This window comes from Wolbachia endosymbiont of Cruorifilaria tuberocauda (assembly GCF_013365475.1).
Taxonomy (GTDB): Bacteria; Pseudomonadota; Alphaproteobacteria; order Rickettsiales; family Anaplasmataceae; genus Wolbachia.
In genome coordinates, this window is sequence record NZ_CP046579.1 from 56,060 (window position 1) to 68,382 (window position 12,323).

Genomic DNA, 12,323 nt, shown 5'->3' on the forward strand with positions numbered 1-12,323 from the left:
TTTATTCTTTTACTCTTTCATAATAGCTATCGTTAGGAGTATATATTACAACTTTATCTTCTTCTCTTATAAACTGAGGAACATTAACACGCATTCCGTTCTCTAAAACTGCAGGCTTATAAGAAGAAGTAACAGTTTGCCCCTTAATAACAGACTCTGTTTCTTTTACAGTCAACACTACATAGTCAGGCACGTGCGTGGAAACTATTTTATCTTGATAGGTTATAATTTTTATTTTCATGTTATCCTTCAAATAAATCTTTTTTTCTCCCAATAAATCTAAACTTAAAGTAATCTGCTCATAATTACTTGGGTGCATAAGATACATAGTTCTTCTCTCAGTAAAGAGATAGATATATTCCTCCTCATCTAAAATAGCTCTCCTGATTATTGCGTCAGAGCGAAACCTTTCATAATATTTTGCCCCAGTTTTAATATTTTTCATCTTTGTTTGTATGTATGCCCCACCTTTACCAGGTTGGGTGTGCATGATATCTATAACCAAAAATAATCCACCGTTGTGTTCTAATATCTGACCTGGTCTAATGTCATTAGCTTTTTCTACCATTAATCCAACTTAAAGTTTAATTTTATAATTATAAAAAGCTTCTATGCAAATATCAAAGTCTTTATTAATCAACAAACTCTGGCATACTAAGAACTATATATTTTTCCTCTATGTTAATATCTGGAAATATTTCTCTAGTAAAAGAGAGCATAATGCTCTTTTTTGTACTCACAACTGAAATTTCTAATATATCTCCTGAACCAAAATTACATATAGATTTTACGTATCCATATGGATTACTATCCTTTAGCCTTACCTTCATACCTATAAGATCACTTTGATAAAATTCGTTTTTGTTCTCATTATCTAATCTTGGTAGCATGCTTCTTTCTATGTATAACTTCTTATTTCTTAAAAGCTCTGCTTTATTGCGAGAATCTATTCCATCTATTGAAGCTATTATCAAATTATCATTTATAACAAGCATAGAATCTATTTTATAATTTTCACCATTACTTATTAGCCTGCCATACAAGGAAATATTCTCAGGTTTTTCAGTAAAAGTTTTTATTTTAATAGCTCCATTAACTCCATGAGGAGAAATAACTACACCTAAGCATACTAGATTATTATCCATACTAACAGTAACAAGGTTCTCTAGGTATACTGTCTGAGAACTTCAGTGTTTTCATAAATTTCATCTTTAGTAACACCTATGGAGATAAAGTACTAACAATATCACATAATATTACCAATAGAAAGTAATCTATGCTGATTTAGTTCTTCTGTAAACTTTTATTCACTCTTATTTCATCCCAGACAATAAATCATTTTCTTTTCACTTCTTCTTTCATTTAGAAACTTATTCACTGGGCTTTCTAATCCATTTTTAGACATTCACCACCTCATCTAAATACCTTCTAAGGGTTAGGCTTGGTATTTTAAACAGCACTACATCAAATCATAAACTAATCTTCTAACAAGAAGCACAAATTTAACCACATTTGCAGTACACATATGTCTTACTTTACTCCTATTATTCTCATATATGAATGATATCTATCTCACCAGTATCTGGTTGTATGCAATTAAAAGTTGTGCAATATCAATATATTATATTTTTAAAGTTTCTCAGTTCTTTTGTAAAACCTCCATTCATTACTTCAATACTTACCTTGCATCTTCCACCACTATAAATGGTCTCCTTTACATTTCCAACATTGGATTTTATATAGTCACACCAATCATCATAGTGATAGATCAATCAGAAGATTTCTTCTTATCTCGCGAGCACAAATTAAGAATATTGTGTGAATAGCATGTAAAATGCAAAAATTTTATTGAAGTTCTTATCACTTTTTCAACAGAAAGTAACACTCCTTAATTCTATATTCCATTACCTAATATACCAAAATCTGTGTAAAATATATTACCAATACGGTTGTGTTATTTATTAATTTTTATGGATTACTAGCAGTAGATACATATAAATACCACTGATATAATAGTGCATTCTAAAATCAAGAGTACTGGTCAATGTGAACCGGTATAAATAAACTAACGATATTTATTTCAGAGTAAAAATTATGTAGCATGTTTATTGTAAATATTACATAAGTAGATACTTATGCATGAAGGATATGCTAATGAAAGAATAAATTGACAAGATAGTAAAATTTCTATAGAATGAGGTATACTAAATCTTGATTTATCTATTATTTTTCAATGAAAAGGATATGGTGAACTAAAAGTCAATGTCTTTCGCTTTAAAAAATAAACGCACAAAAGTTATTACGCTACTCTTACCAGAGCTTCCTCTAGTTTTATATAGCAATAACTATAATCCTTAGCTAGGGAATATATTTTGCCATAATTTTAATATAAGATTAAAAGGAATGCTTTAAAATAGTATAATAAAAACCATCATTATCGTGATGGGAGATTATTGAGTTAGCTAGCAAAGTGAGAAGCTTGTATTGTATAATCAAAATAGCAGGTAATATTCAGTACACTTTAATATTCAAGATTACAACTATGAACAGTCACTTACAAATAACAAAATTGGGAATCACCAAATAACTAAGAGATAGTTCATACCATAAAAACAAATTAATTTACACTTTTCTAACATTCAAATGCTAGTAAGCAACCTCAATGAATATTGAGCAATAACAAGATGAAAGAGACATCAGATCAAAACAGTCAATAAGGAATTTTTATAAACGTCTATGTAGGCTGGTATACTCAATAATCTATTATTGAACCAAGGTTAATCGAAATGAAACTTCATGATAAGTTCGATTGACCACTTTCAATACAAGGAAATATGGAAACAACACATACAATGTGTAGATGCGTTCACCTATTTTTAATTAAAGATGCACTTGTTCTTGCAAAAGCTAAATTAAGAAATCTATAACAAAAAAGTAAAATTCAAACTACACAAACAATAGAGCAATTTTGGCTATTGCTGACCCAAAAAGATAACGTGCAGTTATATAAATTTGTTATTAAATTTGACTAAATCTACTACTGTAGATTTCTTAATAAGAATTGAATCAAAAGAAATATAGAAAAATTTTAATTATTAAGTGCCATAATAACGTAAATAGAGATAATGCACAAGACATATACAAAGTCATACAAATTTTGATCCAAGTAAATTCGGAATATAGTAATGATATTACAGATTGAACTTCCACTTAGCAAAAAATTAGTAGAATTAATGAGCAGAACTTTTAATATAAAAAATAAAGCAAGACTTACAACATCATTACGTCAGTTTTTCTAAGAATAGTAAACATGTAGAACTCAGTTGATTTTTAACTAGAGTTCTTAATGGTACTAACTATAATATACTAAGTAGTGTCCAGCTAAAGGAGCAAGATGAAGTTAGTAGTAGGAAATAATGCACCAGATTTTAATTTACCAACAGATTCTGGTGTGAATTTATCACTGAGTAGTTTCCTTGGTAAAAAAAATGTAGTTCTTTATTTCTATCCAAAAAATGGGACTCCAGGCTGTATAACAGAGGCAAAAGATTTCAGAGATAAAATAAATGATTTTTCCTCTCTTGATACAGTAATAATTGGGGCATCAAAAGATAGCGTTAAATGCCATGCAAATTTTAGGACAAAATATTCATTACCATTTTATTTAGTTTCTGATGAGAATATTGAAATATTGGAAAAGTATGGTACCTGGATAGAAAAGAGTATGTTTAACAAAAAGTATATGGGCATAGAACGCACTACTTTCTTAATAGACAAAAAGGGCAAAATAACAAAGATCTGGAAAAACGTAAAAGTTAGAGGACATGTTAATGAAGTCCTAGAGAGTGTTAGAAGAATATAAATTTAAAAATTACTCAGTTGATGGTTACTAATTGTTATATAAAGAAATTGAAACTAAATAATTTCCGTAATCATTCCAGCTTTAGACTGGATTTAAGTAACGATTCAGTTGTAATCTTTGGCCAAAATGGTATTGGTAAAACCAATATACTTGAAGCAATCTCTTTGTTAGCCAAAAGTAATGGAATGAAAAAAGCAAAAGCAAGTGAGATGCAAAATAGATTCAGTAATAAAGATTGGGCAGTACATTACGGATTTTTCAACGGAGTTGATTTTAATTCGATTGGTATTGCAAAGAGCTTGAATAAAAAACTAGTACAAATCGATGGGAAGTTGCAATCAAGTTATTCATCTCTTTACAGAATATCCAATGTAATCTGGCTAATCCCCCAAATGGACTATATTCTTCTCAACCCTCCAAGCGATAGGCTAAAGCTTCTGGACCGCATAGTTTCATTATTTGAAGAAAATTACATTTATTGTTACATAAAATATAAGAAAGCTAAAGACCAGCGAAGTAAACTACTAAGAAAAAATATTTTAGATGAAAATTGGCTATCCATTCTTGAGAAGATCATGGCTGTTAATGCAGTTAACATATCACATATGCGGCTATCTGTTTTAAAAACATTACAGAATACAATTAATAACTACTCCACTGAGTTTCTTCCAAAAGCTAGTTTAAAATTCAGCAGCCAACTAATCTCAAGTAACACTCCAGAATATCTTCAAAGTCGCCTGAGGGAAAATAGAGAAATAGACTCGTTAACTGGTAAAGTAAACTTTTGTATAAATAACGATAAATTTCAGATCTTCTGTCAAAAGAAAGGCGTACCGGTAAATTTGTGCTCCACTGGAGAGCAAAAATTATTGTTGCTTTCTATTATTTTGTCTAGCGTAAAAGCAAGATGTATTTTCTATAACAAAGCACCTCTTCTTTTACTTGACGATATAATGTCGCATCTAGATAAATACTACAGAAGGGTGTTGATAGAGGAAGTATTAAGTATCCAATGCCAAACTTGGATAACTGACATAGACAGAAAAAATTTTGATGGCCATATCAATTCATTTAGGTTTATTGAGCTACAGACAAACCAAATGTGCTCAGATTAGCCTAGTTACTTACCATATAAATTATCTATAATACTCATCAGATATGTCAATAAGTGACTCAATTTTCACTATACAGATAACTATATCTTACAGTACTGCTGACTAAGTTACTTCGATGTCATTTTAAGAATACTAAAACTATGTACTCAAAATCATTTAACTTCACTGTATGGAAGGAAGAAAAAATTTCTAAAATTTTAGTAAATGAAATGATTTGATGAACTTGCAGAATTTATTATCATATGGATATCTGATGATAGTTAGATTAATATTTATTCTTTAGTTCTTAAGTAACTAATAACTATTCACTTTTCTCTAATGTTGATTATGTATAGTAACCCTTGTTATTAAGAATAAAATTTACTTCTAAGCTTCGCATAATTACATTAAAAAAGCAAAGATTTATTGCTAGATTTTACTCAACAGCTATCAAACTGCCAGTTTACTGATAAAGTAGCATCATTTTTTAAGTTATATCAGAAAAATTTCTATACATTTAAGTAAAAACATAATAAAATGCACTTTTTGTTCACAAGGAGAAATCATCTAGCTAAGCTTTTGTGCACGCAGTTTTTACATTGTAAAAATATAAAATGTCAATTGCGTATCACCTTCATAGCTTAATACATGAAGACTGAAGGTTATTTGAAACCTTAGTAAATTTATAAACCAACTGCTTCTTTTACAAAGTCTAAAGAGCTAATTTATACAAGAAACCTGTTTCCCCGTTACAATGGTATTTTACACCATAAGCACAGTAATATTGACGCTTACTAAGTTTATGAATTATTTATTTTATTCATTTACTCAGAATGGAACCGATCAATAAAATACCTTAAGATACCGACTACTCAAGTACCCTGATATTAGAAGTTCCACTTCACAGAGTATTAAGAACAACAGTTCTACATACATTGATGAAATAAGTACTGTGAAACTACATCAACTACGCCCAGTAGATTTACAACAAACAGCACTAAAATGAGTAAATCTATGATAGAGCAATACCCATAAATAAGTGTAGAAAAACATATAATACCAGCTATAAAATCGCTATATGCCAACTACAGGCTGTCATAAAAGTTAATTAATTCATCAATAGTGAACTAGGAGAGGAGCACTAAACAGCAGCTACATTCCAAGTACTAAAGTAAAAATCAACAACTATGTGCCTACTGTAACTTAATTCATAATACATTTTCTCTAATCTAATCAACTTGCTATAAATGATTAGTAATAAATAGTATGATCTTTACTCATAAATGTCTTTTAAGATATAGAATTTACAGTATAAAATAAAATATACTAAAAGTATTGCCACTATATTATCAGCTCTTCTATGTAAAGTCACACAACTCAGAGTTATATTCAAATATCTACTGAGAGATCTCTGTTAGTAACAGAAAAAGCCCTTAGCATTAAGTATACATATCACTGAGAGCGGTAGTAAACCAAGTAGTTTTTGTTAAGAATACAAACAGAAAAAGTGTAAAGCACAATGGTAACTGCTTATTTTGTGATAGCTGATGTATTAGAATATTACTTCTATTCACATCCTAAGGGTTGGTACGTAGATTACTGATTGATAAAATGATTATTTTACTTCTGTAATTTTTATATTAAAATATATTTTATAGGTGAAATAAGTAGCTGCTGTTGTATGACAAATGCAACAGAGGAAAGTCCGGGCTCCAAGGAAAAATAGTGACGGGTAATACCCGCCGGGGGTAACTCCAGTTTAGGGCTACAGAAAATTACCGCCTAGTATTTTTAGGTAAGGGTGAAAAGGTATGGTAAGGGCATACCATAACAACGGTGACGTTGATAGTTGAGCAACCAACACTAGGAGCAAGATTAAATAAGAGTAGATCTTATGTTTTTCCTCATATCTACTCGGGTAAATCGCATGCAGTAAGTGGTAACATTTATTCAAGATAAATAGCTACATAAACAGAACTCGGCTTATATTTCACCTAGGAACATATAAAAGCATTAGTAGTAATGATTCCAAAATGCATAGATACCCTATACATTATTCTTCACTTGCTCTGCTTTATACTCAACATTATTTTCTCCTACATTAATGCTAGAATATTCTTCATCTTCAAGGTAATCTTTCAGAACATAACCTCTTCCCCAAACAGTTTCTATATGGCTTTTCCCATCATTTGCATTTTCAAGTTTCTTACGTAATTTACACATAAAAACATCAACTATTTTGTTATCCGAAGGTTCATCCAAACCGTTATAAAGATGATTTAAAAACATCTCTTTTGTTAACACAGTCCCTTTACGTAACGCTAGTAACTCTATCATAGAATATTCTTTATTAGTTAGATGAACTGTTTTACCTTTTACTTCAACAACCCTATGATCGAAATTAATATTTATATTACCAATTTTTATCACTGACTCAGGATGACCTTTAGTACGGCGAACTATTGCTTTTATTCGAGCGAGCAACTCGCTTTTGTGAAACGGTTTAGTTAAATAATCATCAGCCCCATATCCAAGTCCCTTGGCTTTTTGATTAACAGCAGATATACATGAAAGTATTAAGACGGGAACTTTAATTTTTGCACTTCTTAACCTTAGTAAGATATCATACCCATCAATATCACCAGGCAAGTGTATATCCAGAATAACTAAGTCATAATGATCTCCATTCGAGGAAATCATATTATTGTTGTAGTCTTGCGCAGAAGTTACAACATCACAAAAGTGCCCATCAGAAGTTAAAGCATTAACTACAGTCTTTGCACTTACTTGATCGTCTTCAATTAATAATATACGCATATTCTATACCCTGTAAGTAATTTATAATTTTAGCAATATATATAACTAAGGAAAGTAACAAATCAAACTTTTATTAACAAATGGTCAAAATTGCTTTAATGAACATAAAGAATTATTTAAATAAATAGATGTATTATATAACATATAGGAAGTGCTACCTTCAGTAAACATTAGCTAAAGCCAATGTTTCTAAAAGAGCACCCAACTTAATAAATATTAAACTATCCTAGATGTTTACTTCATGTTTTTAATTTACTTGCCATACTATTCTAAGTAGAATAACAGTTTTCAGGTCATTATGTAATGATATCAATTTTAGGCGCTGGTGCATGGGGAACAGCAATTGCAATTTCACTGAGTCACAGACAGAACATAACTCTGTGGGCACACAGTAGAACTACATTTGAAATACTTAACAAAGTGAGAGAAAGCAATAAGCTACCAGGCTGCCGTATCCCCGATAATGTGTCAATAAAGTCAACTATTGAAGAGACAACTAATACTTCAACAATCATCATAACAGTACCAGTCCAGTCTTTGAGGCAAGTATGTCAGCGATTACGCAACTGTAGTCTAAGAAATGATGCAGCAGTAATTTTAGCATGTAAAGGAATAGAAAGGTCTACATTAAAGCTACCTAGTGAAATAGTAAATGAAGTTTTACCTAACAATCCTGTCGCTATTTTCTCAGGTCCTAGCTTTGCTGCAGAAGTTGCAAAAAAACTACCATATTCAATGGTTCTTGCATGCCGAAATAATGCACTAGGCTTGAAGTTAATATCAGAACTTCAACAGGAAAATATTAAGTTATATTTTAGTAATGATGTTATAGGAATACAGATTTGTGCAGCGTTAAAGAATGTTTTTGCCGTAGCATGTGGAGTTATTTTAGGTAAGGAACTTGGCTGCAATACTCATGCAGCATTAATAACAAAAAGCATTAATGAAATTAAAACTTTTTATCTAGCAAAAATCGACAACAGTTTAGATATAGATACATTGCTTGGACCAGCATGTCTAGGTGACCTAATCATGACATGCACATCTTTTAATTCAAGAAATCTATCACTTGGGTTTAAAATAGGTAGCAGTAACAATAATTTTAACATTCAGCTGATCTTATCAGAAAGTAAATCAGTGATTGAAGGTTTTAGTACCGCTCAACCTGTACTTCATCTAGCAAGAAAGCTAAAAATAAAAATGCCTATATGTGAAGCAATTTACAAATTATTATACGAAAACGCCTCCATAGAGGAGACAATTTCTATTCTTACAAGTTAACTTTTCTTCGTTACAACTATTATGAAAATTTTTTACAAACTTATATCGACATGGTGTCTATCAGGCACAGTAAAGAAAATGCCAGGTACTGTTGGTAGTTTAGCTTCCTATTTAATCCTTCCTATAGTACTAAGCGACAGAATCCTAGGTGCAGTAATTATTTTTCTCTTATTTTTAATTGGATTATGGTCCATAGTCAACTACACAAAATATTACCAAACCATACAAGATCCGGAAGAGGTAGTGATTGATGAAGTAGTTGGTCAATTATTGACTGTATTCTTAACTTCTATATTACTAAACCAAGAAATGAATAGTCTTTTGTTGATGTTATGCTTTTTTTCTTTTAGGTTATTTGATATAATAAAAACATGGCCTATAAATTTGATCGACAGAAATATCAAATGTCCTCTAGGCATTATGCTAGATGATATTACAGCTGCAATTTTAGCTTGTGTTCTTATAGGTGCTCTCTATTGTTTGTTATCTGTGTATGCAGGATAAAGAAACCTGTTATTCAAGTTTAATCATCCAAAATCTAAAAAATTATATACTGCATGTAGCAAACTTATCCCAGTGGGAGGTGTATGATGAATTCGATAACATTTGGTTTACAATAAATGGGACCAACGAATCGTTATTCAATTTTGTATTTTGTGAAGATCAATGCACGGAACTTTCTATACAGAAAACTCTAGATTACCTTAGAAGAAGGAATATGCAAGTAACATGGGTAATGAACTCATATATCAAGATAAAGAGTGTTCTAAAAAAGAGTAAGATAAAACATATTAGTACACCGAAAAAAGTTTTACTTGACATGAAAAATTACCTCCTATCCGCTGACGTTGTTCCAAGTTTGAGTTTGAATACCGTAAATAGTAGCAACCTCTTACAACAGTTAGATTTGTATACCTCCAGGATTTTTTACCACAAAGTTGGAATTGTAGGTACATTTTTTCGAGGTTTACAAAACTACAATGATAAAAACTCTGGATTGAGATTTTTTCTTGCGACACTAAATAATGAAGTTGTAGGAACATGCAGCCTTTACATTCAAGATAGCGAAGCGGGTTTCTATAGTGATGGAGTTTTGCCAACTCATAGAAATCGTGGAATAGGCACACAAATGATTTTAGAAAGAATTAAAATAATTCGACAGCTCAAATGCAAATACATAAAAGCACATTGTATGAAACCTTCTATTAACGTTTACAAAAGATTAGGCTTTCAGACATTAGGCAATCTTTACTTGTATACTTCTCCAGCGTAACTTATACATACCTATTAAACAATTACAAATTTTTACGTCCGTTTAAGAAGTTATGTTTTTTTTGTATGAAGTAGTTTTATTATTAATTTTAATATTATTCTTTTTCTCTTATTTCAAGTTTAGAATAGATAATAGAATCAAGAGCTTACAACATCAAAATATCATAATAAACAACCTAATTGATACTTTAGACGATGGATTTTATATTTGGGATGCAAAAAAACGTATAGAAAAATTTTCTCCTAATTTACTGATCTTGTTCAACACAGTTTTTTACTCATTTAACGAATTTGTAAATTTTTTTGAGCAATCAGAAATTCTAATTAAAAATTTTACTGAGGCAAAGAAAATAAATAAATCCTTTACTCTAGATTTGAAGTCGAAAGATGGGGAAGTCTACTGCATATGTTATGGCAGAAGTATAATAGATGATTCTAATACTGTGATTGGCGTACTGCTATGGGTAAGAAATATCTCAGACTATAAGATACAAGCTACTGAGCTTGAACTGGAAAATAATAAACTTAAACAAGAAATAGAAAGCTATAGGAGCATTTTCAACTCTCTCCCATTCCCTATACTAAAGTATAATGAAAATAAAAAGGTAAAATTGTGCAACTTATTTTATGATAAATATATAAACAGCTCACAAAGATTGGCTGTAGCTAGTAGTGTCCAAAACACAAAATCAGGAAAACACGTGATAACCTATAAAAATAAACGCAAGGTTTTTAATTTTATTAAAATTCCAATACAAAGCTCAGGCAGCACAATAGTGTATGGGAGAGATATTAGTGATATAGAGGAGTTGCATGTTAGATTGAATAGCTACTTAGCTACACAGAAAAACTTACTTGAGGAGTTACCAACTGCTATTACAATATATGACAAGAACCAAAAACTAAAATTTTTTAATAACGCTTTTGTAAAAACGTTTCAATTCGACATAAAGTTCTTGGTATCTTATCCTACTTACCACGAAGTTATGCTTTATCTATTTGAATCTAAAAGACTCTTAGAACAAGATGATTTTCAAACTATAAGTAGTCAGAGGCATGAGTTATTTCAAAAACTACTCGGACCATATAATAGCACAATCCACTTCACAAATGGAAAAGCATTTAGAATATTAACAATACCTTATGCTTTAGAAGGTCTACTTTTCTCATACCAGGAGTGTAAGAGATAATACTCAAGCTCCTGCTGCTCTCTTTAGCATAAGTTGTTTTATTTTTACTATTGCTCTTGCTGGATTAAGCCCTTTAGGGCAGTCTTTTGTGCAATTCATTATTGTATGACAGTAATATAACTTAAATGGATCACCTAAAGCATCAAGTCTTTCACCAGCCTTAATATCACGGCTATCAGAAATCCATCTGTAAGCTTGTAGCAATATTGCCGGTCCCAAAAATTTATCACCATTCCACCAATAATTTGGGCAACTAGTTGAACAACAGGCACATAATATACAATCAAAGAGACCATCAAGTTTCTTTCTATCCTCAGGAGATTGAGAATACTCTTTGTTCGGCAAGCTAGGCTTATCTGCTTGTAACCAAGGATTGATTGACCTATACTGTTCATAAAATTGGCTCATGTCTGAAACTAGGTCTTTTATTACATACATATGAGGTAATGGATATATTTTCACGTCACCTTTTATATCAGGTATAGACTTAATACATGCAAGAGTATTAGTCCCATTAATATTCATAGCACAAGATCCACATATTCCTTCTCTGCAAGAACGTCTGAAAGTTAAGGTAGAATCTATTTCATCTTTTATCTTTATCAAAGCATCTAATACCATAGGACCACAATCATCCATATCAATAAAAAATGTATCCATCCTAGGATTTTCTCCATCATCAGCTGACCAGCGGTAAATTTGAAATTTTCTAATATTTTTCCCTTTAACAGGAGCAGGGTAGACTCTACCCTTTTCATTGACTTTAGAATTCTTTGGTAAAAAGAACTGAACCATATTGTTTTCCTT

General features: G+C 30.8%; 10 protein-coding genes and 1 other RNA gene. 7 read left to right on the forward strand and 4 right to left on the reverse strand.

The features are described from left to right. Window position 1: 1 nt before the first annotated feature. Both efp and rimM read right to left on the reverse strand, forming a co-directional pair. Entirely contained in the window at window positions 2-568 is a 567-nt protein-coding gene (gene efp, locus GOY13_RS00195) for an elongation factor P (RefSeq protein ID WP_175813863.1), read from the reverse strand. A gap of 64 nt (window positions 569-632) precedes the next feature. Continuing rightward, window positions 633-1,145 (reverse strand): ribosome maturation factor RimM, encoded by a 513-nt coding sequence (gene rimM, locus GOY13_RS00200; RefSeq protein ID WP_175813864.1) that lies wholly within the window; start codon window positions 1,143-1,145, stop codon window positions 633-635. Between the two features lie 2,249 nt (window positions 1,146-3,394). On the opposite strand from rimM, the gene GOY13_RS00205 reads away from it, so the two are divergent. The 3 genes from GOY13_RS00205 to rnpB all read left to right on the forward strand — a co-directional run bounded on the left by GOY13_RS00205 (window position 3,395) and on the right by rnpB (window position 6,957). Then, a complete protein-coding gene (locus GOY13_RS00205) occupies window positions 3,395-3,862 on the forward strand; it encodes a peroxiredoxin (RefSeq protein WP_175813865.1) in 468 nt (155 codons plus the stop codon). A 20-nt stretch (window positions 3,863-3,882) separates the two neighbouring features. Next, window positions 3,883-4,977, forward strand: coding sequence for a DNA replication/repair protein RecF (recF, locus tag GOY13_RS00210; protein ID WP_175813866.1), 1,095 nt, complete (start codon window positions 3,883-3,885; stop codon window positions 4,975-4,977). A gap of 1,634 nt (window positions 4,978-6,611) precedes the next feature. After that, an RNA gene (gene rnpB / locus GOY13_RS00215) (RNase P RNA component class A) lies at window positions 6,612-6,957 on the forward strand. Between the two features lie 45 nt (window positions 6,958-7,002). On the opposite strand, the gene GOY13_RS00220 is transcribed toward rnpB, so the two are convergent. After that, window positions 7,003-7,773: a response regulator transcription factor gene (locus GOY13_RS00220; protein ID WP_175813867.1), complete on the reverse strand. Its 771-nt coding sequence runs from the start codon at window positions 7,771-7,773 to the stop codon at window positions 7,003-7,005. 303 nt (window positions 7,774-8,076) lie between these two features. Between GOY13_RS00220 and GOY13_RS00225 the strand changes: the two genes are divergently transcribed. Genes GOY13_RS00225 through GOY13_RS00240 form a run of 4 tightly spaced genes read left to right on the forward strand, consistent with a single transcriptional unit; the run spans window position 8,077 to window position 11,516 of the window. Further along, on the forward strand, window positions 8,077-9,054 hold the full coding sequence (locus GOY13_RS00225) for an NAD(P)H-dependent glycerol-3-phosphate dehydrogenase (RefSeq protein WP_175813868.1): 978 nt from the start codon (window positions 8,077-8,079) through the stop codon (window positions 9,052-9,054). Between the two features lie 21 nt (window positions 9,055-9,075). Then, on the forward strand, window positions 9,076-9,558 hold the full coding sequence (locus GOY13_RS00230; RefSeq protein WP_175813869.1) for a phosphatidylglycerophosphatase A family protein: 483 nt from the start codon (window positions 9,076-9,078) through the stop codon (window positions 9,556-9,558). Next, window positions 9,548-10,327, forward strand: coding sequence for a GNAT family N-acetyltransferase (locus tag GOY13_RS00235; RefSeq protein ID WP_175813870.1), 780 nt, complete (start codon window positions 9,548-9,550; stop codon window positions 10,325-10,327). The genes GOY13_RS00230 and GOY13_RS00235 overlap by 11 nt, the downstream gene beginning before the upstream one ends. 52 nt (window positions 10,328-10,379) lie before the next feature. Continuing rightward, entirely contained in the window at window positions 10,380-11,516 is a 1,137-nt protein-coding gene (locus tag GOY13_RS00240; RefSeq protein ID WP_175813871.1) for a transcriptional regulator, read from the forward strand. A 3-nt stretch (window positions 11,517-11,519) separates the two neighbouring features. Here GOY13_RS00240 and GOY13_RS00245 read toward each other — a convergent pair whose 3' ends face one another. Beyond that, the gene (locus GOY13_RS00245) at window positions 11,520-12,311 is read right to left on the reverse strand and encodes a succinate dehydrogenase iron-sulfur subunit (protein ID WP_175813872.1); all 792 of its coding nucleotides are present in this window, start codon (window positions 12,309-12,311) and stop codon (window positions 11,520-11,522) included. Window positions 12,312-12,323: the final 12 nt, after the last annotated feature.

Excerpts from the sequence above, each read along its gene's own strand:
- efp (WP_175813863.1), bottom strand. The coding sequence starts at position 568 with ATGGTAGAAAAAGCTAATGACATTAGACCAGGTCAGATATTAGAACAC.
- GOY13_RS00205 (WP_175813865.1), top strand. The coding sequence starts at position 3,395 with ATGAAGTTAGTAGTAGGAAATAATGCACCAGATTTTAATTTACCAACA.
- GOY13_RS00245 (WP_175813872.1), bottom strand. The coding sequence starts at position 12,311 with ATGGTTCAGTTCTTTTTACCAAAGAATTCTAAAGTCAATGAAAAGGGT.
- rimM (WP_175813864.1), bottom strand. The coding sequence starts at position 1,145 with ATGGATAATAATCTAGTATGCTTAGGTGTAGTTATTTCTCCTCATGGA.
- GOY13_RS00235 (WP_175813870.1), top strand. The coding sequence starts at position 9,548 with ATGCAGGATAAAGAAACCTGTTATTCAAGTTTAATCATCCAAAATCTA.
- GOY13_RS00240 (WP_175813871.1), top strand. The coding sequence starts at position 10,380 with ATGTTTTTTTTGTATGAAGTAGTTTTATTATTAATTTTAATATTATTC.
- GOY13_RS00220 (WP_175813867.1), bottom strand. The coding sequence starts at position 7,773 with ATGCGTATATTATTAATTGAAGACGATCAAGTAAGTGCAAAGACTGTA.
- GOY13_RS00230 (WP_175813869.1), top strand. The coding sequence starts at position 9,076 with ATGAAAATTTTTTACAAACTTATATCGACATGGTGTCTATCAGGCACA.
- recF (WP_175813866.1), top strand. The coding sequence starts at position 3,883 with ATGGTTACTAATTGTTATATAAAGAAATTGAAACTAAATAATTTCCGT.
- GOY13_RS00225 (WP_175813868.1), top strand. The coding sequence starts at position 8,077 with ATGATATCAATTTTAGGCGCTGGTGCATGGGGAACAGCAATTGCAATT.